Genomic DNA, 26,894 nt, shown 5'->3' with positions numbered 1-26,894 from the left:
TCGGCCGTGCTGCGGTCTGGCCCATACCGCTCAATCAAGGTAGTGCGCTGTTGCCAGCCTGAAGGCGATTTTTGATACGCCGGCGATATACGCGGCCGCCTAACATGGCGAGCATGCGTGTGTTGGTCGTCGAGGACGAGCGGTTCATGGCGGAAGCCATCCGCGATGGGCTGCGCCTCGAAGCGATCGCGGCCGACATCGCCGGTGATGGGGACACTGCCCTGGATCTGTTGGGCGTCAACGCCTACGACATCGCCGTCCTCGACCGTGATATCCCCGGCCCCTCCGGTGACGAGATCGCCCAGCGCATCGTCGCTTCCGGTGGCGGCATGCCAATCCTGATGCTCACTGCCGCGGACCGAATGGACGACAAGGCCTCCGGGTTCGAGCTCGGTGCCGACGACTACCTCACCAAGCCGTTCGAGCTGCAAGAGCTCGTGCTCCGTCTCCGGGCACTCGACCGCAGGCGCGCGCACAGCAGGCCGCCCGTGCGGGAGATCGCTGGTCTGCAGCTGGACCCGTTCCGTCGCGAGGTCTACCGGGACGGCCGGTACGTCGCGCTGACCCGGAAGCAGTTCGCGGTGCTCGAAGTTCTCGTCGCTGCCGAGGGTGGTGTGATCAGCGCCGAGGAGTTGCTGGAGCGGGCGTGGGACGAGAACGCCGATCCGTTCACGAATGCAGTGCGCATCACGGTCTCGACGTTGCGCAAGCGGCTCGGCGAACCGTGGCTGATCGCCACGGTGCCGGGGGTCGGGTACCGCATCGATACCGAACCGGACGCCAGAGGCGGCGGCGACGGTGGATAGAGCGCCTGGGTTGGGCGTTCGCCTCAAACTCACTCTCAGTTATGCCGGGTTCCTCATGCTCGCGGGTGTCTTGCTCCTCGCGGCGGTTTGGGTCTTCCTGTTGAGAGGGCGGTCCACGAATTTCCAATTCCCTGATCTGGCCGATTTTGCCCGGGTCTTCGACCCGAGCAGCTTCGGTCCCGTGGTGTTTGTCCCAGCAGCGATCTTGGCGCTCGGGTTCTTGCTGGTGTTCGGCCTTGTGGGTGGTTGGATTCTCGCGGGCCGAATGCTTGCCCCGTTGACGCGCATTACGCGCGCCGCGCGGGAGGCGGGGAGTGGCTTGCTGTCGTACCGGATCGAACTGGAGGGCCGCAACGACGAGTTCCGTGAACTTGCCGATGCCTTCGACGCCATGCTCGCACAGCTCGAAGCACGAGACGCCGCGCAGCAGCGATTCGCCGCCAACGCCTCCCACGAGCTGCGCACCCCGCTGGCGATCACACAAACCCTTCTCGATGTCGCCCGCAACGATCCGAACCGCGACGGCGGCGAGCTCGACGAACGCCTCCGCGCTGTCAACACACGAGCGATCGAGCTCACCGAGGCATTGCTCCTGCTCAGCCGTTCCGACCAACGGTCCTTCAGCCGAGAAGACGTCGATCTGTCGCTCATCGCGGAAGAAGCCGCCGAGACGCTCCTCCCGTTCGCGGAGAAGCACGGCGTCAGCATCGAGACCTCCGGGGACATCACGCCGGTCATCGGCTCACACGCACTCTTGCTGCAGTTGACTACGAACCTTCTGCACAATGCGATCGTCCACAACGTCCCCGAGCACGGCAGCGTGCTGATCAGCACCGCCATCGTCCCCGGGTCCGTCGTGCTCACGGTCGAGAACACCGGCGAAAAGCTCAGTCCACAGTTGGTCTCGACACTCACCGAGCCGTTTCAGCGCGGCACTGCTCGCACCCGCGGGGACGATGCGAGGGTGGGCCTTGGCCTGGCGATCGTCAAGAGCATCACTCAGGCACACGACGGATCCCTCACGCTCAGCCCCCGAGCTGCCGGCGGGCTCTCCGTCGCAGTGCGACTGCCCGCCGCTCAGCGACGACCGTAAGCACGTGCCGGGCCAGCAGCGAACCCACGTCGGGTGCGCCGGCTGCCAACGCATGGGCAGACATCACCGCTCTCCGCTCGGTATCGGCGAGCAGCGGGATCAGAGTGGTTTCGATCCATCCTGCGTTGAGATCGGAATCGTCGACGATCACTGCCCCGCCGGCAGCAACGACCGCCTCGGCGTTCAAGCGCTGCTCACCGCCGCGCAGCGGCAGCGGCACATAGGCGGCCGGTAAGCCGACAGCGGCGAGTTCGGCGCACGTCATCGCCCCCGAGCGGCAGATCGCGAAATCGGCTGCGGCGTAGGCGTACTGCATCTCATCGACGTACGGGACGACGACGTAGGGCGGGTCGCCGGGGCCGCCGTCGGGCGGCTCGACCATGCGCTGTGGCCCGGTGATGTGCAGCACCTGCACGCCGGCCGCCCGTAACGCTGTTGCAGCGCCGGCCACGGCGGCGTTGATCGCTTGAGCTCCCTGCGAACCGCCAGTGACCATCAGTACCGGCTCGTCCAGGCGCAGGCCGAACCGTTGCCGAGCCGCCTCGCGCAGCGCGGCCCGGTCGAGCCTGGTGATCGCCGGCCGCAGCGGGATGCCGATCGCGCTGGCGTGAGCCAGGTGGACACGGGGCGCGGCGGTGAATACGTGGGTAGTCATCCGGGCCGCCAGTCGGTTCGCCACTCCAGGCCGGGCATTCGCCTCATGGACGACGATCGGCATTCCCCGCTGGCGTGCGGCAAGGTAAGCGGGCATGGCCACGTAGCCCCCGAAGCCCACCACGACCTCGGCCCGCACGCGGTCGAGTACGGCTCCGGTCGCCCGGACGGAGTCGCGCAGTCTGCCCGGCGTGTGCAGCAGGTCGCGGCTCAGCTTGCGCGGCAGTGGCACGGGCGGGATAAGTTCGAGCGAATAGCCGCGGGCAGGGATGAGCGTGGTGTCCAGGCCACGGACAGTGCCGAGCGCGGTGATCTCGGCCGTGGGCTCCAGCAGGCTCAGCGCGTCGGCGAAGTTCATCGTGGGCTCTATGTGCCCGGCCGAATGGCCGCCTGCGACAACGACGCGCGGTGCGGGTTCGCCAGCCAGCATCACGATGCCCCTCTGACCAAGATTCCTCGGTTGGCATGAAACCGCTCGAACACATGCATGGGCAGCGATGTTGAGTCTGAATTGTGGGAGTAGCCCGACGGATTGTGAAACCGCACCACTCCATCATCGACTGCATAGATCAGCACGAGATGGCCTCCTCGTCGCGGCTCGTAGGTGTTGGGATCGCGAATCTCGGGTGATACCGAAGCGATCATGACCTGGCCGGGCAGCAGCTCGCGGGCCGATACCTGAATCGGGGTGTGCTCGACCAGTTGGCAGTCGAATCCGAATTGTGTGCTGACCCACGCCATGAATGGCCTGTAGAGAAGGCCGTGGACCTTGCCCGAAGGCTCCACGACATAGCAACCCCACTCGACGGCCAGCGCAAGGAGTTCGCCTATCGACAGTCGGACGTCGGTCCAGCCGTGGAGCAGCGACTGGAGACACGCCAAGCCGCAGATCTTGCGGGACCAGAACAGGTACTCCTCGCGCGAGGGATATCCGTCGGAGGCCCAGTCGTGCAGTTTCGATGAATCGGTGTGTCGCAAGAAGACCTCCAGCCCCGATGCGCCGGTCCTTCGCATCACGACCTCGTCGTTGTTCGCCAAACGCCCCCACTGCGAGACACAATGGAGACTCATCACGTGATCGGAAAGTCGAAGTAGACATCCGGATACGGTTCGCGTTTCAGCGTGTAGTGCCACCACTCGCAGTCGTACCGATCGAATCCGCAGTCCTCCATGATGGAACGAAGAAGCTCACGGTTCTTGGACTCGATCGGCTTGATTCCTCGCGCTCGATGACCTGAGATCGGGTCCATGAGGTCGTGGTCGCCACCCATAGGAGCAAGTTCACCGGTCGCAAGGTGATAGAGCGTCAGGTCAACGGCGCCGCCCCTACTGTGGCCCGATTGGGTTGCCACGTATCCCTTTTCGAGCATCTCGGGCCTGTCGATATTGGGATAGTGCCGCTGCTTCGTCTGGCCATCCTCCGGCTGCTGCGACCAGCGTAGGAAGCAGTCGACGGCGCGTCGAGGACGGTAGCCGTCCCAGAGAAGCAATCCGAAGCCGAGGGAAGCTGCCTTCTCGCGTACTTGCGCGAGGGCCGCGCACAAAGCCCGGGTGCCGACGATCCGATTCGCGAGGTAGCCGTCTACCGGTTTGCCGGTGAAGTTGTCCCACGTGGCGTACTTGGCATCCCAGCGGACACCGGGCACCCAGTCGTCGACGTAGACGAAGTCGTCGTTCATCGCTTCTTCCCGTGCATTGTCATCGAGATGAGCCGGTCGATCATGTCGGAGATCGGCAGTCCCGCGGCGGCCATCATCCGCGGGTACCGGCTGTACGACGTCATGCCGGGCATGGTGTTGACCTCGTTGAGGACCACCCGCCCGTCGTCGGTGAGGAACATGTCAACGCGGGCAAGTCCCTTGCAGCCCAGGGTGCGGTAGATGACCTTGGCGGTCTCTTGGACGAGCCGGCGCGATTCGTCGGAGATGTCGGCGGGAACGATGAACGTCGAGTTCTCCGATCCGGTTTCGGGTGAGTCCTCCTGGTGGATCCTGAAGAATCCGTGCGAGAGGTCGACGCGGTCCACCTCCCCAGTGATCAGGCCGAATAGTTCACCCATGACCGCACAGCCGATCTCGCTGCCGGCCACGGCTTCTTCGATCAGGACCTTCGAGTCGTACTGTCGCGCCGCGCTCAGCGCGTTCGGCAGCTCGTCTTCACGGGTGACCTTGCTGACGCCGAAAGATGAACCCGAACGGGCCGGCTTCACGAAGACCGGATAACGAAGTTGATCGGCGTCGACCTTCTCGTTCTCCGCGACAACCCGAAAGGTCGGCGTGGCGATTCCCGCGGTCTTGGCCACGGTGTAGGCCAGGTCCTTGTCCATGCACACAGCCGAGCCCTGGATGTCGCAGCCGACGTAGGGGATGCCGGCGAGCTCCAACAGGCCTTGGATCGCGCCGTCTTCCCCGAGCTTGCCGTGAAGTACGGGGAAGACGAGGTCGAGGCGCACGGTTTCGTAGCCCTCCTGCTCCATGACAAGCAGGCCGTGCACACTTCGATCGGGTGACAGCACGGCGGGACGGGCGCTGCGATTCGCCCAATCCGCGTCGGGGCCGCCACAGAGCTTCCACTCGCCGCCGGTCGTGATGCCGATCCAGAACGGTTCGTATTTCTCCGTGTCGAGATTTCTTGCCACCTCTCGCGCCGACTTGATGGAGACGGGGTGTTCTTCGGAAGCCCCTCCGAAGATGACCCCGACCTTCAATCTGCTCATGCTGTTCTCCCACTTTCAAAGTTGAGGCAGTTGACGAGGCTGTTCTCGACGGCGTCGTTCAGGGCGTGGTCTGTGTAGTAGGCGGAGTGCGGACTGATCAGCACATTCGGGAGGCGCTGCAGCCGCACCAGGGCCTTGTTCTCGATGAGCTTCCTTCTGCAGTCGGCGTAGAAGATCCCTTCCTCTCCTTCGACGACATCGAGCGCCGCGCCGCCCAACCGGCCGCTCTCCAGTGCGGAGAGGAGGGCCTCGGTATCGAGCAGCGGTCCGCGACCCGTGTTGACGATGTACGCGCCGTACTTCATCTGGTCGATGCGTTGGCGATCGAGGAGATGGTGTGTGTCCGCGGTGAGTGGAGTGTGGAGCGTGACAATGTCGCTCTGCCGCAGCAGTTCATCGAGCGGAACGTAGTCGGCGGAGGCGTGAGGCCTGCTGTCATGTGCCACCACGTGGCAGCCAAATCCCTGCAGCCGGTCGATGACTGCCGTGCCGATGCGCCCTGTTCCGATCACCCCGACGGTCAAGTCGCGAAGCTCCCGGCCGCGTATGTCATTCAGCCGGTAGTCATGCGTATCGGCGCGGCGGACAATTGATTTCGCGTGGCGCACGGCCATCAGCATCAACATCAGTGTGTAGTCGCCCACGCTGTCGGGCGAGTAGTCGACGTTGCCGACCGAGATACCGATGCTCGCCGCGAATTCCACGTCGATGTGGTTGTACCCGACGCTTCTGGTGGAGATGTACTCCACTCCTACTCGGCTCAGCGCCAGCAGCGTGGAATTGTCGATCTGCGTCTTGTGGCTCACGCTGATGCATCGGTTGCCACGCGCCAGTTCAGCGTTGGTCTCGCTGACCGCTTCCTCGGTGATGCGTGGCGTCAGCCCGAGACGGGTTCCCATCTCGCGGAACACAACGGCTTCGTCGTGACCGCATCCGAAAACACTGACTCCAGTGGTCGGGACGGCCGAGGGTGACGAATCATCGAGCACTCGGACGCGTCGCTCCGCGATCACTTCGCTGTCGATCAAACCCAGGTCGCTGTAGGACATGCCGAAAGTCAAGCCAACGCGGTGTTGCCGGCACGTATGCGATTTTCGATATGCGGACGATATGCCGCCCGTGGGGTTGCGTTCGGAAGCGGCATTCGCGGAGTCCTGCTTCACAGTGCGCTCGCCAGCGACACAGCCCCGAACCCCCGACGACGCCGGCGACACCGCACGAGTGCACACCCTCACCGCACGAGAATCGGAAGTGCTCGTCCTCATCGCACGCGGGCTGTCCAAGGGTGAGATCGCCTCGACGTCACAAGAGCTGGACGGTCGGCTGAGACCAGGTCGACAACCGCCAGTTGCGCGCGCTCGTTCCACTTCGCGATCTGTCAGCAGATGGCTGGATCGGGTTGCGGTGGAGGGTCGTGACAACCGAGTCGCCATCGTCGACGTTCGCCGTCGCAATGCCCCTTTTCCAGGATCGGCCTACTCGACCGTGTTTTCCTCGAGGCGCTCGACGATCCATCTGGCCCAGGTCGCGTCGGTGCCGGGGATGCATCCGTGCCGGAATGGTTCTTCCGGCGGTCCGGACCGGACGACGACGCGGAAGGTCCGCCCCGCCATCCTCATGTCGACGGTGACCGTGCTGTCGATTGCCGTTGCCACGGAGACGCTTTCGAGCGCGTCGACATCCGTGACGCCGGTGACCTCCCGGATCACGTGTTCGGCGACCTGCGCCTGCTGTGGCAGCGCGGCGCGGCCGCGCAGATGGGCGAGCGCCATCCGGCCTTCGAGGTAGTCGCGAGCTGTCGCCTGTGCCGACTCCGCGCCGAGGCGACTGAAGTACATCCCCGCCGGAAACGCAATCAGGTTGGCCGCGAACCGGTCTCCTCCGATGTGGGTGCACTCCCACACGTCAGCGCCGTCGAGCTGGGTCAGTGCGGTGACGATCGGACGGCCCAGTTCAGCGCAGCAGGCATCCTTCTTCCCGTGGGTACACACCACGAACAGCGGAGCGCGACGCGCCGTCCCGACGTCCGGTTCCACCCCGACAGCACTCGTCTCGAACGGCAGGTCCGAGAGGTTGGCGTAACTGGCGATGGTCCCCTCGCGCATCCAGCTTCCCACCCCGTCGGACCAGGCGAGGATCCAGCGGGGCTCGACGACGCGCCGATGGCGGGGGCGGCGGATCAGCACGAGTCTGGCCGGGTGGGCGAGGGAGTCGATCCGATCGAGCAGGGCGTCCGGGAGGAGACCGGACGGGGCCGTCTTCGGCCACGGCCCGGGATGCTCGACCAGCACCCACAGCCGGGTGTGTCCGGCGCGCGCGGCCATCGGCTCGCCAACCGTCGTCGACTGCAGCGAGCACGCGTCGGGGCGGCGACTGGCCTGGGGGTTCTCGATCACCGAGGCGCCGAAGGCCGGATAGCCGGGGACCGGCGCGGCCGATCCCCCGAGCACGGGGCACGGTTCCGAGCAGACGCCGTCGAGGCGGGCAGGCACTACGAATCCCCCCGTTATGTAAGTTAGCCTTACCAATCTTACGGGACGCCGAATCGGCGGCCGCCCGGCCCAACCGGACCGGGTTGCGAGTGCAGTTTCAGGAGTGTGGATGAGACAGGAAGTGACGCGCACCAGTCGCGTGCTGGTCGGTGTGATCGCCGCGGCGCTGGCACTGGCCGCCTGCGGCAGCGGGGACGACACAGACTCGACCGCCCCGGCATCGTCCGTGCGCACGGTCGCGCACGCCCACGGTTCGACAGAGGTGTCGGACGCTCCGCAGCGCGTCGTGGTCCTCGAGCCCGTGCAACTCGACACCTCCATCGCACTGGGCGTGGTTCCGGTCGGCGCCGCGGTCTTCAGTGAGGCAACGGGCGTTCCCGCGTATCTGGGCGAGAAGGCCGCCTCGGTCGCGATGGCCGGGACCGTAGCCGCCCCCAACGTGGAGAAGATCGCCGCGCTCAACCCCGATCTCATCATCGGGACCGAGACCCGACACGCGGACCTGTACGACCAGCTCGCCGCGATCGCCCCCACGGTGTACATGGCGTCGCAGGCCGATCCGTGGCAGGACAACGTTCGTTTCGTCGCAGACGCCCTGGGCAGAGGTTCCGAGGCCCAGGCCCTGCTCGACGACTACACGGCACGCTGCACGGAGGTCGCGACGAAGCACGGCACCGAGGGCAAGACCGCTCAGCTGATCCGTCCGCGCGAGGACGTCCTCACCCTGTACGGACCCACGTCGTTCGCGGGCAGCACCCTCGAATGCGCCGGTTTCACGATCCCGCCGCGCGACTGGCAGAACTCGATTTCCGTCGACGTGTCCCCCGAACTCGCGCCCGAGGCGAAGGCCGACCTGGTCGTCGTGACCAGTGCGACGCCTGCAGACCCGGCATCGGTGCCCACGGTGGTGACCGACAAGGCACTGTTCCCGAACATGCACGTCGTCGACATGTCGTACTGGATCACCGGTGTCGGCCCGCTCGGCGGCATGACTGTCCTCGACGACCTCGACGACATCCTCACCGGCGAATCCGCCAACAACTGACAGCAGTCATCCGACGCCGAGCACGGCGCGGTGGAGTGTGAACTCCGCCGCGCCGTCGCCGTTCCAGCGGAGTCGAGGTGGGTCGTGGGGGATGCCTCGCTGTTGGTCATCGATGTCGCCAGCATCGTCGACACCGACCGCGTCGAACTGTGGACGGGTCGTCGAGAGCCCCTCGGCGAGGTCGGATCGGCAATTGGACTGCTTGCGGTTCCCTCATCCCTGGTGCGTGGGTGAGGGGACTCCCGTCCCGTACCGACGATTCATGACGCCGGCGCGCCCATGCGCTTGTCCACGCCTTGCGGTCGTTCGCCGGCGGTCGCCTGTCGATCGACAGTGCAGGCCAAGGGCCTGTCCGGCGGTGCTGGGCGGAGGCCGCTGCACGTGCTGCAGGTTCGGGTATCGCGACACGCACGCCCAATGGTCGACTGCCGGCGGGTTGCCGGTACTCGACCGAATTGTTCGGCGACGAACCCTTGACGAAGCTGTATATACAGGACTATACATATCCCGAATGGTGTGACTCGCCACACAGTGCGAGGGGCCGTCCAGGCCGGATCCACCAGCACAGTCCAGGGAGATCGATTGTGAAAGACACCGCCGCGGCGCTGACCCGAGGTCTGACAGCACGCCACATCAGGTTCATCGCGCTGGGTTCGGCAATCGGAACCGGACTGTTCTACGGATCGGCGGAGGCGATAAACCGGGCGGGCCCGTCGGTGCTGCTCGCCTACCTCATCGGCGGGGCGGCGATCTACATCGTGCTCCGCGCGCTCGGTGAGATGGCCGTGAGTAATCCGGTCTCGGGCTCGTTCGGCGAGTACGCGAGCAAGCATCTCGGGCCGCTCGCCGGGTTCATGACCGGCTGGACCTACACCTTCGAAATGATCGTGGTGTGCCTCGCTGACGTGACCGCATTCGGCGTCTACATGGGCTTCTGGTTCCCAGACGTGCCGCGGTGGATCTGGGTGCTGTCCATCATCTTCTTCATCGGCGCGATCAACCTGCTCAGCGTCAAGGTCTTCGGCGAGGTGGAGTTCTGGTTCACCGTCGTGAAGATCGTCGCGATCATCGCGATGATCGCCGGCGGCATCGCGATCCTGGTCTTCGGATTCGGCATGGCCGACTCCGAGCCGGCGGTGAGCAACCTGTGGTCGGACGGCGGGTTCTTCGCCACCGGGTTCGGCGGGTTCATCAGTTGCTTCGCGATCGTGATGTTCGCGTTCGGCGGCACCGAGATCATCGGCATCACCGCCGGCGAGGCCGAGAACCCCGAGCGCACCATCCCCCGCGCGATCAACACGGTCCCCGTCCGCATCATCCTGTTCTACGTCCTCACCCTGGCCGTGATCATGGCGATCAACCCGTGGCAGAGCATCGGCTCCGAGGGCAGCCCGTTCGTGCAGATCTTCCAGGGGCTCGGCATTGGTCCCGCCGCAACGGTGCTGAACATCGTGGTGATCACCGCAGCGCTGTCCGCGATCAACAGCGACATCTTCGGCGCCGGCCGGATGATGTTCGGGATGGCCCAGCGCGGCCAGGCCCCCGCCGTGATGAAGCAGGTCTCCCGTAACGGGGTGCCCTGGATGACCGTCGTCATCATGTCCGTCACCCTGCTCGTCGGTGTGCTCCTCAACTACCTGATCCCCGACAAGGTGTTCCTGGTCATCGCCTCGATCGCCACCTTCGCGACGATCTTCGTGTGGCTGATGATCCTGCTGTCGCACTACCGCTCCCGCAAGCAGATGAGCCCGGCCGAGGCCGCGGCCCTGAAGTTCCCGGTGCCGTTCTGGCCGTACGGGCAGCTGATCGCCATCGGGTTCCTGGTGTTCGTGATCGCGGTCCTCGCGTTCGACGCCGACACCCGTGTCGCGCTGATCGTCGGGGTGGGGTGGCTGGCGCTGCTCGCCCTCGCCTACCGCCGCTGGGTCCGACCGGTCCCGGTGCCGCAGGAAACCGCCGCCGCGATCTCGACATCCTGACCGACAAACTTTTTCCACTACCGCTCATTTCGAAACGGAGAACAATCATGAGCACGAACACCCTCTCGCACACGGAGATGCGCACCATGGACAAGCTGGAACCCGTCGTGGTCGGGATCGGCGCCGTGAGCCCCGAGGAGGTGGTGCGCGTCGCCCGCTATGGCGCGCCGGTGCGCCTGTCCGAAGAGGCGGTCTCGGCGATCGGGGCCAGCCGCGCCCGCATCCAGGCACTCGCCGAGGACCCGAAGCCGGTATACGGAGTGTCGACCGGTTTCGGTGCGCTGGCCACCCGGCACATCCCGCTGGAGCTGCGGGCGCAGCTGCAGCGGAGCCTGATCCGGTCGCATGCCGCCGGGTCCGGTCCCGAGGTCGAGCGCGAGGTCGTGCGGGCGCTGATGCTGCTGCGGCTGTCCACGCTGGCGACCGGCCGGACCGGCGTTCGTCCGGAGGTGGCCCAGGTCTACGCGTCGCTGCTGTCGGCGGGCATCACCCCGGTCGTGCACGAGTACGGCAGCCTCGGCTGCTCGGGCGACCTCGCGCCGCTCGCGCACGTGGCGATGGCCGTGATCGGTGAGGGCACCGTGCGGGACGCGGACGGCGAGCTCATGCCCGCCGCCGAGGCGCTGGCCGCGGCCGGGATCGAGCCGGTCGAGCTCAAGGAGAAGGAGGGCCTGGCCCTCATCAACGGCACCGACGGCATGCTGGGCATGCTGGTGCTGGCCTGCCACGACCTGCGCAAGCTGCTGTCGCTGACCGATGTCACCGCGGCGATGAGCGTCGAGGGACTGATGGGCACCGACAAGGTGTTCGCGGCGGACCTGCAGGCGCTGCGCCCGCAGCCCGGTCAGGCGGTCGCGGCCGCCAACATGAGCCGGGTGCTCGCCGGCTCCGGAATCGTCGCCAGCCACGCCACCCCCGACTGCACCGTGGTGCAGGACGCCTACTCGCTGCGCTGCGCCCCGCAGGTCGCCGGCGGCGCCCGCGACACCCTCGCCCACGCCGAGCGCATCGCGTCGTACGAGCTGGCCAGCGCCGTCGACAACCCGGTGGTGACCCTCGACGGCCGAGTCGAGTCCAACGGCAACTTCCACGGGGCGCCGGTGGCGTACGTGCTGGACTTCCTCGCGATCGTCGTCGCGGACGTCGCGAGCATGAGCGAACGCCGCACCGACCGGTTCCTCGACAAGGCGCGCAACCACGGCCTGCCGCCGTTCCTCGCGGACGACCCGGGAGTGGACAGCGGGCACATGATCGCCCAGTACACCCAGGCCGCGATCGTCTCCGAGCTCAAGCGCCTCGCCGCGCCCGCGAGCGTGGACTCGATCCCCTCCTCGGCCATGCAGGAGGACCACGTCTCGATGGGCTGGTCCGGCGCCCACAAGCTGCGGCGGGCCGTCGACGGGCTGACCCGCGTGCTCGCCATCGAGGCGCTCACCGCCGCACGTGGCCTGGACCTGCGTGCCCCGCTCGAGCCGTCGCCCGCGACGGCCGCCGTGCGCGACAAGATCCGTGAGCAGGTTCAGGGGCCGGGCACGGACCGCTACCTTGCGCCGGAGATCGAGGCCGCGGTGCAGCTGGCCGCCTCCGGTGCGCTGCTCGAGAGCGCCGAGGCCGTCATCGGCAAGCTGGGCTGATTCACGCCGCACGCCGCACATCGACATGAAAAATCGGACAATTTGTGAAACTGGCTACGGGACAACGTCGTTCCGTACCACGGCGTCCGACCGCACGGTGGTGCCCTGGCTGAACGGTCAGGGCACCACTCAGGTGGTTGCGGAGACCGGCGACTGGCGCGTGAGCATCGCCGAAGAACCGCTCGAGTCGACATTCTCGGTGATCGCGGGCTACGACCGATTGATCATCCCGATCGGATCGGTCGCTCTCGAGCTGACCGGTCCGCCCTTCTCCGCACCGCCGGACGGTCTTGATGCGGTCTCCGTCGTGCGACACGTGATCGAGCCGCTGCAGATATTCGCGTTCCCGGGGGAGTGGGCGCCCACGTCGCGGGCGTCGAGTCGCACGCGGGCCCTCAACGTCATGACCAGGCGGGGTGCGGCCGACATGACGGTGGAGATCGGGTCGTCGGAGATTTCCGGCCGTTCCGGTTCGGTCCGAATCTGTCTCGACCTCGCAACCGAAGACGCCCTGATCGTGCCGCCCGGCGAGTTGATGCCGCCGGTAGGACCAGGCAGCTGGGCGATCATCTCGCTCTCGCGCTCAGACAGGCACACCGCGAACATGTAGGCGCCGCAGCGGGATCCCGCTCCATCCCGAATGGGCCGCAGCAACCGCAGCGACTGCTGTATGCAGCTTCTCGCATTCGCCCGGCAAGTTCGCGACACGCGTCACCGCACGATGCTGCGCCGTTCGAGTCGGGCCACCGCCGCCTCCGCCACCGCCAGGGCGACCTCAACGCTGTCCATCCGGTCGCCGGGTTCGATGGTCACCCAGTTCCGGCCGTGCGCGTAGGCACTGAGCAGGTTCCATTGGGCGGGCACCTCCACCGCCGGGTCGGTGCCACCGAGCGCGTCCGGCGGCATCAGCAGGCCGGCCTGGGCCACGATGAAGCTGTCCGAGTCGATGGTGTGGAAGCGGCGCTCGCTCAGGCCGGGCCGAAGCGTCCGGGCGGCGGCCAACAGCGCCGCGCGTCGCGAGTCGGAGGCGGTGCGGTCGCGTGATCGGCCCCGGCTCGTCTCCAGGTACTGACGGCGATAGACCTGGTCGCGGTAGCCGAACTGCAGTGTGCGATAGCACTGTTCGTCAATCGGACCGGCCATGATCCACAGCGCAGTGGCCGCGCTCGTGATGGCGGAGCGGACCAGGGTCGAGTGCGCGAACTCGTGCGGGTCGCGGTCCCGGCCCGCCAGGTCCAGATGGTCGAGGGCACTGCGGATGAGCTGGACGACGGTGCCGTGGAGGGACAGGCCCGACTCCCGCAGCATCCGGTCCGCGACCTCGGTGTCCGAGCCCGGCGCGGCCACGATCCGCTGCAGCCGGCGTGCCAACTCACCGGCTGCGGTCGACTCCCGCTTGCCCATACCCGGAATCTAGCCCGCTCAGCCCGGCAGAGTCCCGCTTCAGAGTCCCGGCGGGCGATGAACCTGCGCACGACCTCGACTACTGCCCCGGTACGGGGTCCCCCGCGCCGACCAGCTGAAAATCCCCGACTCGACGCGGCGGTGTGGTGCGCACGTCGAGCCGGGGACGGTGGGGGATCGGGCTAAGCCCGATGATCGATCGCGGTGGTGACGATCCGGTGGATCAGCCGCGCCGCGGTACGCGCGGTGCGGTTGTCCACGTCGAGGGCCGGGTTCAGCTCCGCGACGTCGAGCAGCGCCAGCTTGCCGCTGGTCGCCACCTGGTCGCAGACCCGCTGGATCACCTCGAGCGGCACCCCGAAGGCGGCCGGGGCGCTGACCCCGGGCGCGACCGCGGCAGGCAGTACGTCGAGGTCGATCGTCAGGTAGACGAGGTCGACGCCGCCGAGGAACTCGTCGATGAACGACTCCACGGCAGCGGGGTTCGCACAGTCGTCGTCGAGGAGATGGCGCACGCCCAGTTCGGCTGCCGTCGCGAACAGCGCCGCAGTGTTGCTGGGTTGCGAGATACCCAGCACCGCATAGTCGAGGGCCCGTCCCAGCGCGGTTTCGCGGTCGGCCATCTGCCGGAACGGAGTCCCGGAGCTCGGCCGCGCGTCGCTCCGCAGGTCGAAGTGTGCGTCGAGGTTCAGTACACCGAGCCGCGCACCCGAGGCGACGGCCGCCGAGTTCGAGATGCCGAGGTAGCTGCCGTACGCCACCTCGTGTCCGCCGCCGAGGACGGTGACGAGGCTCCCGGCGTCGAGCAGGCCGGTGACGGCCGAGCCGAGTCTGGCCTGGCCACCTTCGAGATCCTCGTCGGCGACCTCGACGTCGCCCGCGTCGAACAGCCGCACCGGGGCGGCGAGCGACATTGACGCAAGCGCGGCACGCAGCGCTGCCGGGCCCGCGGCGGCACCCGTGCGTCCCTTGTTGCGCCGCACGCCCTCGTCGCTGCGCAACCCGATGAGAACGCCTGCACCGGAATCGGTTCGGCCCTCGAGCGGTGCGACGGCGCCGTGCCAGCGAAGGTGTTCGTCGCCGGGGCCGTCGTCGCGTCCCGACCAGGCCGTGGGAGCGAGGTCCACCCTGCTCATCGTCGGTATCCGTCCTTCCAGACCTCGCGCACCAGCGCCACTCCGGGCCGGTAGGCCAGGTGCAGGTGGGACGGTGCGTCCAGTGCGATCAGGTCAGCCCGCGCGCCGACCCGGATGTGCCCGATGTCGTTGCGCTGCAACGCCGCTGCGCCGCCCGCGGTGGCCGCCCACACGGCCTCGTCGGGGCTCATGTGCATCTCGCGCACCGCCAGCGCGATGCAGAACGGGATGCTGGTGGTGTAGCAGGTCCCTGGATTGCAGTCCGCAGCCAGCGCGACGGTGGCGCCGGCATCGAGCAGGGCGCGGGCGTCGGGATACTTGTTGCGCGTGGAGAAGTCGGCACCGGGCAGCAGCGTGGCGACGGTGTCGCTCGCCGCCAGCGCCTCGACGTCGGCGTCGGTGGTGTAGGTGACGTGGTCGACGGACGCGGCGTTCAGCTCGACCGCCAATTGGACGCCGGCGCCGTAGCTGAGCTGGTTGCCGTGCACCCGCGGGGTGAGCCCGGCGGCGATGCCTGCCTCGAGGACGGCCCGCGACTGGTCGGCGTCGAACGCGCCCTCCTCGCAGAACACGTCGATCCACTTCGCGTGCGGCGCACACTTGGGGATCATTTCCTCGACCACCATCCGCACGTAGTCGTCGCTGCGACCGGTGAACTCCGGCGGCGTGACGTGCGCGGCGAGTAGGGTCGTCTCCGCGGTGTGCGCGGCGGCGACCTCGAGGCTGCGCAACTCGTCGGGGACCGACTGCCCGTAGCCGGATTTCGTCTCGATCGTGGTGGTGCCCGAGTGCAGCGACTCGGCGACGAGCCGTGCCACGTTCGCGCCCAGTTCGGCGTCCGAGGCGGCCCGCGTGGCGGCGATGGTGGTGCGGATGCCGCCGGCTGCGTACGGGGCACCGGTCATCCGGGCCGCGAACTCCTCGGCCCGTTCGCCGCCGAACACGAGGTGGGCGTGGCTGTCGACGAACCCGGGCAGGGCGGCCCGGCCACGCAGGTCGTACCGCGACCCGGCACTGCCCTCCGGGATCCGGGAACGGGGGCCCACCCACTGGACGAGCCCGTCTCCCAGGACCACCGCGGCGTCGTGGATCAGGCCGAGCGGGCCGGCGCCGACCTCGGGATCATTGGTGACGAGGGTGCCGATGTTGTCGATGACCGTCCACCGGCCGTCCTGCCCGGGTGCGTCGTACACGGTTACGCCTCCCGCATCGGGATGCGAACGCCGCGCTCGGCCGCGACCTGTGTCGCGTGCTCGTACCCGGCGTCGGCGTGCCGGATGACGCCCATGCCCGGGTCGTTGGTGAGAACTCGCTCGAGCTTCTGTGCGGCCATCTCGCTGCCGTCCGCGATGCACACCTGACCGGCGTGGATGGACCGGCCCATGCCGACGCCGCCGCCGTGGTGGATGGACACCCAGGACGCGCCGGAGGCGGTGTTGACCAGGGCGTTGAGCAGCGGCCAGTCGGCGACGGCGTCGGAACCGTCGGCCATGGCCTCGGTCTCCCGGTACGGCGAGGCGACCGATCCGGAGTCGAGGTGGTCGCGGCCGATGGCGAGCGGCGCGGACAGTTCCCCGGAGGCGACCATCTCGTTGAACTTCATGCCCGCCTTGTGGCGTTCGCCGTACCCGAGCCAGCAGATGCGGGCGGGCAGGCCCTCGAAGTGAACCTTCTCGCCCGCCATGGTGATCCAGCGCTTGAGATGTTCGTTCTCGGGGAAGAGCTCGAGGATCGCCTTGTCGGTGGCCTCGATGTCCTTGGGGTCGCCGGAGAGGGCGGCCCAGCGGAACGGGCCGAGGCCCTCCTCGAAGAGCGGACGGATGTAGGCGGGAACGAACCCGGGGAACGCGAACGCCCGGTCGTAGCCGCCCTTCCTGGCCTCGTCGCGGATCGAGTTGCCGTAGTCGAAGACCTCCGCGCCCGCGTCCATGAACCCGACCATCGCCTCGACGTGCGCGGCCATCGACTTCTGGGCCTCGAGGGTGAAGTGCTCGGGGTCCTTCTCGGCCATCGCGTGCCAGTCCTCGACCGCGATCCCGATCGGCAGGTAGGACAGCGGATCGTGCGCGGAGGTCTGGTCGGTGACGATGTCGATCGGGGCGCCCATCGCCAGCAGCTGCGGGAAGATCTCCGCGGCGTTGCCGACCACACCGATGGACAGCGGCTCGCGGGCATCGCGCTTCTCGACGGCCAGTGCCAAGGCGGCCTCGAGGCTCTCGGCCTTGGTGTCGAGGTAGCCGTGCGCGATCCGGCGGTCGATGCGGGTGACGTCGACGTCGACGCAGATCGCGACACCGTCGTTCATGGTGACCGCCAGCGGCTGGGCCCCGCCCATGCCGCCGACACCCGCGGTGAGGGTGATGGTCCCGGCGAGGGTACCGCCGAACCTCTTGCGCGCCACCGCGCCGAAGGTCTCGTAGGTGCCCTGCAGGATGCCCTGGCTGCCGATGTAGATCCAGGAGCCGGCCGTCATCTGGCCGTACATCATCAGGCCCTCGGCCTCGAGCTTGCGGAAGTGCTCCCAGTTCGCCCAGTCGCCGACCAGGTTGGAGTTTGCGAGCAGGACCCGCGGCGCCCATTCGTTGGTGCGGAAGACGCCGACGGGCTTGCCGGACTGCACGAGCATCGTCTCGTCGGACTTCAGCGTCTGCAGTGTGCGGACGATGGCGTCGTAGGCCTCCCAGCTGCGCGTGGCGCGGCCGGTCCCGCCGTAGACCACCAGGTCGTCGGGGCGCTCGGCAACCTCGGGGTCGAGGTTGTTCATCAGCATGCGCAGGGCGCCCTCCTGCTGCCAGCCGAGGCAGGTCAGCTCGGGGCCGCGCGGTGCCCGCACGGGCCGGGCTCCAGTGGGGGAGTGGTTGGTCATCTCGAGTCTCCTGACGAGGTTGTGTGACCCCCATGACACCCGCTCGGTCAGTCGCGGAACAGTGCCTCCGGCCTGAATTCTCGGATACGAGACACGATGCCGTTGGGCGAGCCCGATCCGGCGACGAGCGGCGGGCCGATAGACTGGGCGGAAACGAGATGCCCACGAACGGGCGGGATGTGGACGGTGACCAGCGTGGCGATCGACGAGTCCGACGTGGCGTCGCTGTATCGGGCCCGCGGGCACGAGTCCGCGCCCGCCTATCAACGGGTCAAGAATCTCATCGCGGAGCAGATCGTGTCGGGCCGGTGGCCGGAGGGTGATCAGCTGCCGTCGGAGAATCAGCTCGTCAACAGCCTCGGGTTGTCTCGGATGACCGTCAACCGGGCGTTGCGCGAACTGAGCGCGGACGGACTGGTCGTACGGCTCATGGGTGTCGGCACGTTCGTCGCCGAAAGAAAGGTCAGCTCGGCGCTTTTCGAGGTGCGCAACATCGCCGATGAGGTCACGCACAGGGGACACCGGCATCGCAGCGAGGTGGACTTCCTCCGCGCCGAGCCGGCCGAGGCGATCATCGCGCACCAGTTGGGCGTGCCGGAGGGGAGCCCGGTGTTCCATTCGCGGGTGGTGCATTTCGAGGACGACCTGGCGATCCAGGTCGAGGACCGGCACGTCAGTCCGGAGATCGCGCCCGAGTATCTCGACCAGGACTTCACCGCTCAGACACCCAACAACTACCTGATGTCGGTTGCGCCGCTCGGCCGGGGTGAGCACGTGGTCGAGTCGGTGCTCGCGACCGCGGACGAGTGCCGGCTCCTGGGGATCGGCGAGGCCGAGCCGTGTCTGCTGATCCACCGGCGCACCTGGTCCGAGGGCCGGCTGGTGAGCACCGCGCGACTGGTGCACCCCGGCTCCCGCTACCGGCTCGAGGGCACGTTCGAGACGCAGTGACCCCGGGCCGGTAGGGGACCGACGATCGGTCGGCCCGACCGCGATCGGCTCAGACGCTGCCGACCAGACTCCGGATCTGGCGCACGGCAACGGACATGGCCGCGACGTCGACGGCGGAGTTCTCGAAGATCGCGTCGAGGGTCGATCGTGCCCGCAGGATGCGAGTGGAGTTCCGCTCCTCCCATCGATCGATCATGTCGGCAGCGGATTCTCCTGCGCTCGAGGGGTTTCCGAGGAGGTCCAGGCACAGCGCACGCAGGGAGCCGTAGAGCTCGTCCCGCATCGCGAGGCGGGCGAGGGAGTTCCATCGGTTGTCGTAGGCCAGCCTCGACACCGACTGCAGCAGATGCACGGCGCCGAGATGTTGGCTCAGTGCGTAGTACAGCTCCGCGACCTCCGGCACCTCGCGGCCGCTGACGTCGGCCACCTCGATGATGTCGAGCAGGCCGAACTGGTCGAGCAGCAGGTGAACGCGGGCCGCGAGATCGTGCGGGACGCCAGCCTCGACCGACACGGCGATCCGTGCGTGCAGATCGGCAAGCTCCTGTCCGCGAAGCCACTCCGGGACCAGGTGTGCGTGCCGGGCGAGCCGTGGCGCGAATCGGTCGACTTCGGTGCCGATGTCGAGGGGCTGCGGTCGGTTGGCCAGCAGCCAGCGCGAGGCCCGGTCCAGCACCCGCTGGGTGTCGACCACCAGGGCGTCGGTGACGTCGGTCGGCAGCCCACTCTCGGCGATGTCCGCCCACAGTCGGTTCAGGTCGAAGATCCGGGCCGCGACGACATGGGCGCGCACGGCATCGGATCCGATCGCCGCCGAGTCCTCGGCCAGGCGGAACGCGAAAGTGAGTCCGCCGTGGTCGATCACGTCGTTCGTCAGCATCGTCGCGACGATCTCGCGGCGCAGTCGGTGCGAGTCGAGATGGTCGCCGAATCGTTGCCACAGGGCGTCGGGGAAGTACGCGCGCAGGCGGTCGTGCAACGCCGGGTCGTCCGGGAGGTCACCTGCCAGCAGCTCGTCCTTGACGGCGAGCTTGACGTGCGCCATGAGGGTGGCCAGTTCCGGAGAGGTCAGCCCAAGGCCGTCCTGCGCGCGCCGGGAGAGTTCGCGCTTGTCGGGCAACGCCTCGAGCGCGCGCACCAGGCCGCGGTCGTTCTCCAGTTCGGCGATCATCCGGGCGTGCACGCCGAGCATCGCGGGGGCAGTGGACCTGCTCACTCCGAGGATCCGGTTCTGGGAGCGGTTGTCCGCCAGGACGAGTCGGCTGACCTCGTCGGTCATCGAGCGCATCAGCGCGTCCCGCTCACCGGCGGCGAGGTGGCCGGAGGCGACCATGCCTGCGAGCAGGATCTTGATGTTGACCTCGCGGTCGGAGCAGTCGACGCCTGCCGAGTTGTCCAACGCGTCGGTGTTGATGCGGCCGCCGGCGCGGGCGAACTCGATCCGGCCCACCGGTGTCAGCCCCAGGTTCCCACCCTCCGCGACGACGCGGGCCCGCAGGTCGCACGCGTCGACCCGGACCCCGTCGTTGGCCTTGTCTCCGACCTCGGCGTGGGATTCGGTCGACGCCTTGACGTAGGTGCCGACGCCGCCGTTCCACACCAGGTCGACCGGGGCGCGCAGGATCGCGCCGATCAGGTCGGCGGGCGCGAGCACGGTGACTTCGTCGGCGAGACCGAGCGCGCCCCGCACCTCCGGGCTGATCGGAACCGACTTCACCGAACGCGCCCACACCCCGCCGCCGGGACTGATCAGCCCGGGGGTGTAGTCCGCCCATGACGAGCGGGGCAGGCCGAACAGTCGACCGCGTTCGGCGAACGACGTCGTCGCGTCCGGCGCGGGGTCGAGGAAGATGTGACGGTGGTCGAACGCGGCGACCAGCCGAATGTGCTCGCTGAGCAGCATGCCGTTGCCGAACACGTCGCCGCTCATGTCGCCGACGCCGACGACCGTGAAGTCCTCGCTCTGGGTGTCGCGGCCCATCTCACGGAAGTGACGCTGGACGCTCTCCCATGCGCCGCGCGCGGTGATGCCCATCGCCTTGTGGTCGTAGCCGACCGAACCCCCGGAGGCGAACGCGTCGCCGAGCCAGAAGCCGTATTCGTCGGCGACCTCGTTCGCGATGTCGGAGAAGGTGGCGGTGCCCTTGTCCGCGGCGACGACGAGGTAGGTGTCGTCCGCGTCGTGGCGGACGACGTCCGGGGCGGGAACGACCGAGCCGGTGGCCGGGTCGATGTTGTCGGTGACGTCGAGCAGGCCGGCGATGAACTGCCGGTAGCACGCGATGCCCTCGGCCAGGTGCGCCTCGCGGTCGGTCGCGTCGACACCCGTCGGTACGGGCGGTTGCTTCACGACGAACCCGCCCTTGGCTCCGACCGGCACGATGACCGCGTTCTTCACCGCCTGCGCCTTCACCAGTCCGAGTACCTCGGTACGGAAGTCCTCCTTGCGGTCCGACCATCGGAGGCCGCCGCGGGCCACGCTGCCGAACCGCAGGTGGACGCCTTCGACGCGCGGCGAGCAGACGTAGATCTCGAATCGTGGTCGGGGGTGGGGGAGTTCGTCGATCCCCTGCGGATCGAACTTGAACGAGAGCAACGGTGAGGCGCTGCCGTGGGTGAAATAGTTGGTGCGCAGGGTGTTTCGGACGAGGGTCGTGAAGGCCCGCAGGATGCGATCCTCGTCGAGGCTGACCACGCTGCCGAGCGCGTCGTCCAGGCGGCCGGCCAACTCGTTCTGACGGGCCTCGTCGTGTGCCGCCGGGTCGAAGCGGGCCTCGAACAGTTCGACCAGCAGCCGCGCCGACTCGGGGTGCGCGGACAGGACCTCCGCGATCCGCACCTGGCTGTACGGAAACCCGGCCTGGCGCAGATATTTTGCGTACGCCCGCAGCATCGACGCCTGCCGCCAGGTCAGCCCCGCGCGCAGGACCAGGTGGTTGAACGTGTCGACCTCGGCGTCGCCACGCCACGCGGCGGCGAAGGCCTCGGTGAAACGGGCTGCCATGCCGGTGTCGGACGGAGCGGGGGCGACGTCGAGGGCGAGGCCGAAGTCGTAGATCCAGCACTCACTGCCCGCCGAGTCGGCCATCGGATAGGGGCGCTCGTCGAGCACCTCGACGCCGAGGGACTGGATCACGGGGAGGATGCGGCTGAGGGAGACTGCTTCTCCGTCGATGTAGAGCGTGAGGCGCAGCTGGCCCCGTGCCGCGCCCGTCGGCGGGTGCAGGGCAACCTCGAACGAGTCGGTCCGCAGCGCCTCGACCCGGGTGACGTCCGCGGCGCCGCGTGCGGGGTCGAAGTCGTGTTTGTACGCCTCCGGCAGGGATGCGATGTAGGACTTCGCCAATACCGGATCCGCCATCCGGTCGCGGAAGTCGTCGTCCCAGGCCTGCGTCATCGTCGGCTCTCCTCATGCGGCGGCAGTTGTATATACAGGACTATACAACTCTGTGAACTGCCTCACAAGGATCGAAATTCTGGTGTTTGCCCACTCAGTGAGGGGTGGGGGCGTGGCCCGAGATGTGGGAGGTCAGGCGCTCCGCGCCGCCCAGCAGGATCTGTCCGACGGCATCCGGCTCGGGGTAGGCCAACTGTTTGCGCCAGGTGGTGCTCAGTGCCGCGATCGGCCGGCCGTTGTGGTCGAAGACCGCGGTGCCCACCGACCGCAGGCCCGTCGTCACCACGTCCACCTCCTCGGCCCAGCCGCGCGACTGGGCCTCCGCGAGGGTGCGGCGCAGTTCGGTCAGCGTCCGCGGACCGAGCCCGGTGCGCGTGATGAAGTCGCCGCGCCGGGAGTACAACGCCTTGACCTGGGCGTCGGGCAGGGCGGCAAGGATGGCGCGGCCGTTGGCGGTCAGGTGCGCCGGCAGCCGGACGCCGATGTCGGTGATCAGCGAGACCTCGGCCGCCGGGCCGGAGGTGGGGCGTTCCTTGAGCAGGTAGACGGTTTCGTTGCCGTGCAGGATCCCCAGGTGCACGGCCTGCCCGAGCTGCATGGCCAGCCGGTGCAGGATCGGTTGCGCGAGGCGCTCGAGCGGCTCGTGGCGCAGGTATGCCGAGCCGATCTCGAACGATGTCACCCCGAGTCCGTAGGCCTGCTCACCCGGCACGTACACCACGAAGCCGCGCTCCACCAGCACTGACAGAATGTGGTACACCGACGAACGCGGTAGATCCAGGTCGCGGGCGAGCGCAGCCGCCTGCACCGGACCCGGGCGCTGCGCGAGTCGCACCAGGATGTCGAGGGCGCGACCGACCGCCGGCGATGCGCTGGAACTCGCTGGCCTGACCACGCTGCCGATTCTGCCAGCCCGTGCGCGATCATCACCGAGCTCGGCCCGAGCCAGGCCTGCGAGCTACCACCTCCTTCGTCGACCATTCGAGTCCTTGCCACTGTCCGACCCGAGACAAAGGCGTTCCGGACCGGCAGTCGTCGAACGACACGGACGACAACGAAACCGCGGTATCCGAATCCCGCTTCTCAGACCGGCTTGACGTCGTGCTGGTGTGCCGCCCACTTCGTTGGGCTCGTGCCGAACTGTCGACGGAACCAGCGGGAGAAGGAACTCAGATCCGAGAAGCCGAGTTCGCCTGCGATGTCGGTGAGGTTCCTGTCCCCGCGCGCGACGTAACGTCGCGCGAGATCTGCACGCACGGAATCGAATACGGACGTGTAGTTCTCGCCCGCCTGTGACAGGTGTCTGTGCAGGGTTCGCCGGTCCATCCCGAGACTGCGTGCGATCCGGGCCGCGGTGCAGTTTCCGCCCGGGAGGAGGGCCTCGATCATCTCTCGCACACGTCCGACGGTCGAGGCATCCTCTGGCGGTGCGAGCATGTCCAGGTACTGCCTTGCGTAGGGCTGGAACATCGGGTCCGACAGCGGGTTGACGGAGTCCAGATCGCTCGAGTAGAGCACGAAACCGTTGAAGTCCTGTTCGAATGCGATGCCCGGCCCGAACGCGCGGTGATGGGCATCGAGTGTGGCCGGCTCCTCGTGGACGAAGCACGTGGACAGTGGTCGCCAGCCCTCCGGGAGGAACGCACTGAGTATCCGGGCCAACGACGCGACGACCAGTTCGATGGATTGGCGACCGAGTGTCATTCCGGGTGCGGGCTCGATTCGTAGTGAGGCAAGCCCGTTCAACTCGACGAGCAGAATTCGAATCGCCTCGTTGTGTACCCGCATGTGACGCAGTATCAGCGCGATCGCGCTGCGGACGTCGGGCTCCTCCCGGGCGGCCAAACCGACTGCTCCGAGTATCGACACCCCCCTCCCGTCCGCCATCTTGACTGCGAAGTTCGTGCAGGACGTTGCCAGAGCGGTCCGCTCCAGCAGCTCGTCGACGCGCTCCGCGGGGAGCCAGGTGTTCGGCATGGCCAAGGAGGTCGGGTCGATCCCGGCGGCACGCATGAACGGATCCGGGGCCGAGCCGAGAGACTGGGTCAGCTCGACGTACCCGGTCAGTGCCGAACTCCGTACCTTCGCCGCCGTCATCGATCGCTCCTGTCCCAAGATGCCAAAGCATGCGTCCCAATGAGACAAGTGTTTCCGTCTCAATGCGTATAGCGTGACCTGTGTCACCGCAGTTGTCGAACCGGTCCACGCGGTCGCTTTCGCTGGGCAACCCTCAGCGCACAAACGCCCGGCAGTGCCTGACGCGCAGGCTCGGTTCACCGACATCGTGCCGACACGTACGCAGCGCAACCACAGCCTGGTTCAGGCCCGCAGCGAGCTTTCGAACCGGCCATATCCGTGACGCGTCGCCTCAACGCGCCCATCCAGAACAGGAGCACGCATGGAACTGGAGACCCAGGAATCCCCGCCTTCCCGAGAGGTTTCCGGCGCAGGTGCCCATTCGAAGATCTTTCCGTGGGCCGTCTTCGCACTGATCTTCGGACTGATGATGTCGGACTACATGTCCCGTCAGGTTCTCAGTTCGGTCTTCCCCGTCTTGAAGGCCGAGTGGGACCTGTCGGACTCGCAGCTCGCGGCATTGACGAGTGTCGTCGCTCTGATGGTCGGGGTCTTGGCGCTGCCGATGTCACTACTGGCCGACCGTTGGGGCCGCGTCCGCAGTGTCGTCTTGATGGCGGTCATGTGGAGTTTCGCGACTGTCCTGTGCGCCGCCGCGAGCAACTACACGCAGTTGCTCGGGGCGCGCTTCCTCATCGGGTTCGGTGAAGCCGCCTACGCGAGCGTGGGTTTGGCCGTCATGCTCGGTGTCTTCGCACCGCGACTGCATGCCTCACTCAGCGGCGCTTTCCTCGGCGCGGCCTTCTTCGGCTCGGTCATCGGTGTCGCCCTCGGCGGCATCCTTGCCGATCGGCTCGGCTGGCGGGCGGCGTTCCTGATCATGGCCGCCTTCGGGATGACACTCATCGTCCTGTTCCGGATCGTCGTCAACGAGAATCGACTGGCGCGCTACGCCGCTGATCAGCCGATGGTCGGGGCAACAGGCTCCGACGGCGGACGTGCCCCCATTTCGAGCCTGTTCACCAATGCCTCGCTGATGTGCGCATACGTCGGTGCCGGAGTGCAGTTCTTCGTCTCGGGTGTTCTGCTCGCCTGGCTTCCGAGCTACTTCAACCGATATCACGACATGGATGCCGCAGGCGCCGGGTTGGCCGCGTCCGTGTTCGTGCTCCTGATCGGTGCCGGAACGGTGCTCTGTGGCATCGCCGCCGATCGTCTCGGGCGTCGCCGGCCCGAGCGCAGATGGAGTGCCGCGATCGCGTATGCCGCCATCGCGATGGTCTGCCTCATGATCGGATTCCAGCTGGAGAACGGCCCGATCCAGCTGGTCCTCCTCGGCATCGGTGCGTTCTTCTGCTCCGGATTCTCCGGTGCCACAACAGCAGTCGTCGCCAGCCTCTCCCATCCGTCGATCCACGCGTCGTCCTTCGGCGTCGGTACCCTTGCCAACAATGTCTTCGGCCTGGCGTTGGGTCCGGTCGTCGTCGGCATGTTGTCGGACCGGCTGGGACTGCTCGGTGCGCTGCAGTGGGTCCCCCTCGCATCAGTTGTGTCGATCGTGCTCCTCGCACTCGGCATGAAGCTCTACCCCGCCGGTCTCCGCAAGCTGGCCTCCGTGCAGACGAGGGGCGCGCACGCGGTGCCCGCAGTACCGGACGTGCACGCTCCCGCCGCTTCCGCATAGATCCCGTGCCGCACACGAACCATCTCGGTATCGACTGTGCGGATGTGACTTCCACCGTTCCACCGAAGGAGATGAAGGAATGCAGCTACTCGACCGGGTTGCGGTCGTGACCGGAGCCGCGCAGGGTTTGGGTCGATCGATCGCCCTCGCCATGGCGCAGGAAGGCGCGGACCTCGTCCTGTGCGACCTGCAGGAGGACAAGCTGGCGGAGGTCTCCGCCGAGATCGAGGCACTGGGCCGCAAGTGTCTGGCCCTGCGCTGCGACGTCTCCTCCAAGGAGCAGGTCGTCGAGACGTTCGCCCGGGCCGCGGAGCAGTTCGGCACCGTCCACATCCTGGTGAACAACGCTGCGCGGGTGCCGAACTCGCCGGCCGACGAGGTCCGCCGCAGCCGGCACTACGCCTACGTCACCACCCCCATGGAGCGCCAGTCCATGGGCATCACCAGCAGCCTGACCGACGAGGACTGGCTCAAGTGGTGGGACGTCAACGTCCACGGCGTCTTCTACTGCACCCGCGAGGCGCTGAAATACATGGAGCCCCAGGGCTACGGCCGCATCATCAACATCGCGTCGATCGCCGGCATCTCCACCGCGAGCACGCACAGCCCCGGCTACTCGGCGGCCAAGGCTGCTGTCGTGAGCCTGACCAAGACCGTCGCCCTCGATGTTGCGGGCGCAGGCATCAACGTCAACGCCATCGCCTGCGGTGGCGTTCTCACCCCTCCCTTCCAGGCGTACCTCGACAACGCGACGGAGGAGGAGAAGCGCAACCTCTACCAGATCATTCCCGTCGGTCGCTTGGGAAGTCCAGAGGAATACGCCTCTCTCGCTGTCTATCTCGCCGGCGACAACCACTACCTCGTCGGCCAGGTCATCAGTCCCAACGGTGGCGCCGTCATCTGACCACCGCCTCCCTGCGGTTCCGTCGAACATTCGTCCTCGACAACACTTTCCAACCTT

Annotated in this window: 21 protein-coding genes and 1 pseudogene; 9 read left to right on the top strand and 13 right to left on the bottom strand. The window is 67.5% G+C overall.

The window, feature by feature from the left end; all coding sequences use genetic code 11:
• The first annotated feature begins 113 nt into the window (after nt 1-113).
• Both vanR-O and vanS-O read left to right on the top strand, forming a co-directional pair.
• Entirely contained in the window at nt 114-806 is a 693-nt protein-coding gene (gene vanR-O, locus FFS72_RS01970) for a vancomycin resistance response regulator transcription factor VanR-O (RefSeq protein ID WP_137872349.1), read from the top strand.
• Entirely contained in the window at nt 799-1,899 is a 1,101-nt protein-coding gene (gene vanS-O, locus FFS72_RS01965) for a vancomycin resistance histidine kinase VanS-O (protein WP_137872348.1), read from the top strand. Before vanR-O ends, vanS-O begins: the two co-directional genes overlap by 8 nt.
• Here the strand turns inward: vanS-O and FFS72_RS01960 are convergent.
• From FFS72_RS01960 to FFS72_RS01930, 6 genes are all read right to left on the bottom strand, one after another.
• On the bottom strand, nt 1,832-2,983 hold the full coding sequence (locus tag FFS72_RS01960; RefSeq protein WP_137872347.1) for a UDP-N-acetylglucosamine--N-acetylmuramyl-(pentapeptide) pyrophosphoryl-undecaprenol N-acetylglucosamine transferase: 1,152 nt from the start codon (nt 2,981-2,983) through the stop codon (nt 1,832-1,834). The two genes, vanS-O and FFS72_RS01960, sit on opposite strands and share 68 nt — an antisense overlap.
• Nucleotides 2,983-3,591, bottom strand: coding sequence for a hypothetical protein (locus tag FFS72_RS01955; RefSeq protein ID WP_137872346.1), 609 nt, complete (start codon nt 3,589-3,591; stop codon nt 2,983-2,985). The genes FFS72_RS01960 and FFS72_RS01955 overlap by 1 nt, the downstream gene beginning before the upstream one ends.
• 32 nt (nt 3,592-3,623) lie before the next feature.
• A complete protein-coding gene (vanX, locus tag FFS72_RS01950; protein WP_137872345.1) occupies nt 3,624-4,232 on the bottom strand; it encodes a D-Ala-D-Ala dipeptidase VanX in 609 nt (202 codons plus the stop codon).
• The gene (vanO, locus tag FFS72_RS01945) at nt 4,229-5,269 is read right to left on the bottom strand and encodes a D-alanine--(R)-lactate ligase VanO (RefSeq protein ID WP_137872344.1); all 1,041 of its coding nucleotides are present in this window, start codon (nt 5,267-5,269) and stop codon (nt 4,229-4,231) included. Before vanO ends, vanX begins: the two co-directional genes overlap by 4 nt.
• On the bottom strand, nt 5,266-6,318 hold the full coding sequence (gene vanH / locus FFS72_RS01940; RefSeq protein ID WP_137872343.1) for a D-lactate dehydrogenase VanH: 1,053 nt from the start codon (nt 6,316-6,318) through the stop codon (nt 5,266-5,268). The genes vanO and vanH overlap by 4 nt, the downstream gene beginning before the upstream one ends.
• A gap of 426 nt (nt 6,319-6,744) precedes the next feature.
• On the bottom strand, nt 6,745-7,761 hold the full coding sequence (locus FFS72_RS01930) for a ferredoxin family protein (protein ID WP_249353074.1): 1,017 nt from the start codon (nt 7,759-7,761) through the stop codon (nt 6,745-6,747).
• Between the two features lie 109 nt (nt 7,762-7,870).
• Here FFS72_RS01930 and FFS72_RS01925 point away from each other — a divergent pair, with 109 nt between their 5' ends.
• The 4 genes from FFS72_RS01925 to FFS72_RS01910 all read left to right on the top strand — a co-directional run bounded on the left by FFS72_RS01925 (nt 7,871) and on the right by FFS72_RS01910 (nt 13,029).
• The gene (locus FFS72_RS01925) at nt 7,871-8,806 is read left to right on the top strand and encodes an ABC transporter substrate-binding protein (RefSeq protein WP_137872342.1); all 936 of its coding nucleotides are present in this window, start codon (nt 7,871-7,873) and stop codon (nt 8,804-8,806) included.
• A gap of 584 nt (nt 8,807-9,390) precedes the next feature.
• Nucleotides 9,391-10,785 carry an amino acid permease gene (locus FFS72_RS01920; RefSeq protein WP_137872341.1) on the top strand — a complete coding sequence of 465 codons (1,395 nt, stop codon included), beginning with the start codon at nt 9,391-9,393 and terminating at the stop codon, nt 10,783-10,785.
• Between the two features lie 86 nt (nt 10,786-10,871).
• A complete protein-coding gene (hutH, locus tag FFS72_RS01915) occupies nt 10,872-12,419 on the top strand; it encodes a histidine ammonia-lyase (protein ID WP_137872446.1) in 1,548 nt (515 codons plus the stop codon).
• A gap of 100 nt (nt 12,420-12,519) precedes the next feature.
• On the top strand, nt 12,520-13,029 hold the full coding sequence (locus FFS72_RS01910; protein ID WP_171018513.1) for a HutD family protein: 510 nt from the start codon (nt 12,520-12,522) through the stop codon (nt 13,027-13,029).
• Between the two features lie 101 nt (nt 13,030-13,130).
• Here the strand turns inward: FFS72_RS01910 and FFS72_RS01905 are convergent, their stop codons facing one another.
• From FFS72_RS01905 to hutU, 4 genes are all read right to left on the bottom strand, one after another.
• Complete coding sequence (locus FFS72_RS01905; protein WP_137872339.1) at nt 13,131-13,823, bottom strand: hypothetical protein; 693 nt, start codon at nt 13,821-13,823, stop codon at nt 13,131-13,133.
• A 182-nt stretch (nt 13,824-14,005) separates the two neighbouring features.
• Nucleotides 14,006-14,959 carry a formimidoylglutamase gene (hutG, locus tag FFS72_RS01900; protein ID WP_137872338.1) on the bottom strand — a complete coding sequence of 318 codons (954 nt, stop codon included), beginning with the start codon at nt 14,957-14,959 and terminating at the stop codon, nt 14,006-14,008.
• Nucleotides 14,956-16,152 carry an imidazolonepropionase gene (hutI, locus tag FFS72_RS01895; RefSeq protein ID WP_249353073.1) on the bottom strand — a complete coding sequence of 399 codons (1,197 nt, stop codon included), beginning with the start codon at nt 16,150-16,152 and terminating at the stop codon, nt 14,956-14,958. Before hutI ends, hutG begins: the two co-directional genes overlap by 4 nt.
• Nucleotides 16,153-16,154: 2 nt before the next feature.
• Nucleotides 16,155-17,825 (bottom strand): urocanate hydratase, encoded by a 1,671-nt coding sequence (hutU, locus tag FFS72_RS01890; protein ID WP_137872337.1) that lies wholly within the window; start codon nt 17,823-17,825, stop codon nt 16,155-16,157.
• Between the two features lie 177 nt (nt 17,826-18,002).
• On the opposite strand from hutU, the gene hutC reads away from it, so the two are divergent.
• Nucleotides 18,003-18,776 (top strand): histidine utilization transcriptional repressor HutC, encoded by a 774-nt coding sequence (hutC, locus tag FFS72_RS01885; protein WP_050065926.1) that lies wholly within the window; start codon nt 18,003-18,005, stop codon nt 18,774-18,776.
• A gap of 49 nt (nt 18,777-18,825) precedes the next feature.
• On the opposite strand, the pseudogene FFS72_RS01880 reads toward hutC, so the two are convergent.
• The 3 genes and pseudogenes from FFS72_RS01880 to FFS72_RS01870 all read right to left on the bottom strand — a co-directional run.
• Nucleotides 18,826-22,167, bottom strand: a pseudogene (locus FFS72_RS01880) (NAD-glutamate dehydrogenase); the annotation flags it as partial.
• A 100-nt stretch (nt 22,168-22,267) separates the two neighbouring features.
• The gene (locus FFS72_RS01875) at nt 22,268-23,068 is read right to left on the bottom strand and encodes an IclR family transcriptional regulator (RefSeq protein WP_137872335.1); all 801 of its coding nucleotides are present in this window, start codon (nt 23,066-23,068) and stop codon (nt 22,268-22,270) included.
• A 188-nt stretch (nt 23,069-23,256) separates the two neighbouring features.
• Entirely contained in the window at nt 23,257-24,270 is a 1,014-nt protein-coding gene (locus FFS72_RS01870) for an AraC family transcriptional regulator (protein WP_171018512.1), read from the bottom strand.
• A gap of 301 nt (nt 24,271-24,571) precedes the next feature.
• Between FFS72_RS01870 and FFS72_RS01865 the strand changes: the two genes are divergently transcribed.
• Both FFS72_RS01865 and FFS72_RS01860 read left to right on the top strand, forming a co-directional pair.
• Nucleotides 24,572-25,933 carry an MFS transporter gene (locus FFS72_RS01865; protein WP_137872333.1) on the top strand — a complete coding sequence of 454 codons (1,362 nt, stop codon included), beginning with the start codon at nt 24,572-24,574 and terminating at the stop codon, nt 25,931-25,933.
• 79 nt (nt 25,934-26,012) lie between these two features.
• Nucleotides 26,013-26,837 (top strand): SDR family NAD(P)-dependent oxidoreductase, encoded by an 825-nt coding sequence (locus FFS72_RS01860; protein ID WP_137872332.1) that lies wholly within the window; start codon nt 26,013-26,015, stop codon nt 26,835-26,837.
• Nucleotides 26,838-26,894: the final 57 nt, after the last annotated feature.

This window comes from Rhodococcus sp. Q (assembly GCF_005503035.1).
Lineage (GTDB): Bacteria > Actinomycetota > Actinomycetes > Mycobacteriales > Mycobacteriaceae > Rhodococcus_G.
The sequence above is the reverse complement of the archived record's forward strand: the minus strand, read 5'-3'. Positions and strand labels throughout refer to the sequence as shown.

Coding starts and splice junctions, on each gene's coding strand:
- FFS72_RS01870 (WP_171018512.1), bottom strand. CDS start 24,270: ATGACGGCGGCGAAGGTACGGAGTTCGGCACTGACCGGGTACGTCGAG.
- vanO (WP_137872344.1), bottom strand. CDS start 5,269: ATGAGCAGATTGAAGGTCGGGGTCATCTTCGGAGGGGCTTCCGAAGAA.
- vanH (WP_137872343.1), bottom strand. CDS start 6,318: ATGTCCTACAGCGACCTGGGTTTGATCGACAGCGAAGTGATCGCGGAG.
- FFS72_RS01865 (WP_137872333.1), top strand. CDS start 24,572: ATGGAACTGGAGACCCAGGAATCCCCGCCTTCCCGAGAGGTTTCCGGC.
- hutH (WP_137872446.1), top strand. CDS start 10,872: ATGGACAAGCTGGAACCCGTCGTGGTCGGGATCGGCGCCGTGAGCCCC.
- FFS72_RS01905 (WP_137872339.1), bottom strand. CDS start 13,823: ATGGGCAAGCGGGAGTCGACCGCAGCCGGTGAGTTGGCACGCCGGCTG.
- hutU (WP_137872337.1), bottom strand. CDS start 17,825: ATGACCAACCACTCCCCCACTGGAGCCCGGCCCGTGCGGGCACCGCGC.
- FFS72_RS01860 (WP_137872332.1), top strand. CDS start 26,013: ATGCAGCTACTCGACCGGGTTGCGGTCGTGACCGGAGCCGCGCAGGGT.
- vanX (WP_137872345.1), bottom strand. CDS start 4,232: ATGAACGACGACTTCGTCTACGTCGACGACTGGGTGCCCGGTGTCCGC.
- vanR-O (WP_137872349.1), top strand. CDS start 114: ATGCGTGTGTTGGTCGTCGAGGACGAGCGGTTCATGGCGGAAGCCATC.
- hutG (WP_137872338.1), bottom strand. CDS start 14,959: ATGAGCAGGGTGGACCTCGCTCCCACGGCCTGGTCGGGACGCGACGAC.
- FFS72_RS01960 (WP_137872347.1), bottom strand. CDS start 2,983: ATGCTGGCTGGCGAACCCGCACCGCGCGTCGTTGTCGCAGGCGGCCAT.
- hutC (WP_050065926.1), top strand. CDS start 18,003: ATGTGGACGGTGACCAGCGTGGCGATCGACGAGTCCGACGTGGCGTCG.
- FFS72_RS01925 (WP_137872342.1), top strand. CDS start 7,871: ATGAGACAGGAAGTGACGCGCACCAGTCGCGTGCTGGTCGGTGTGATC.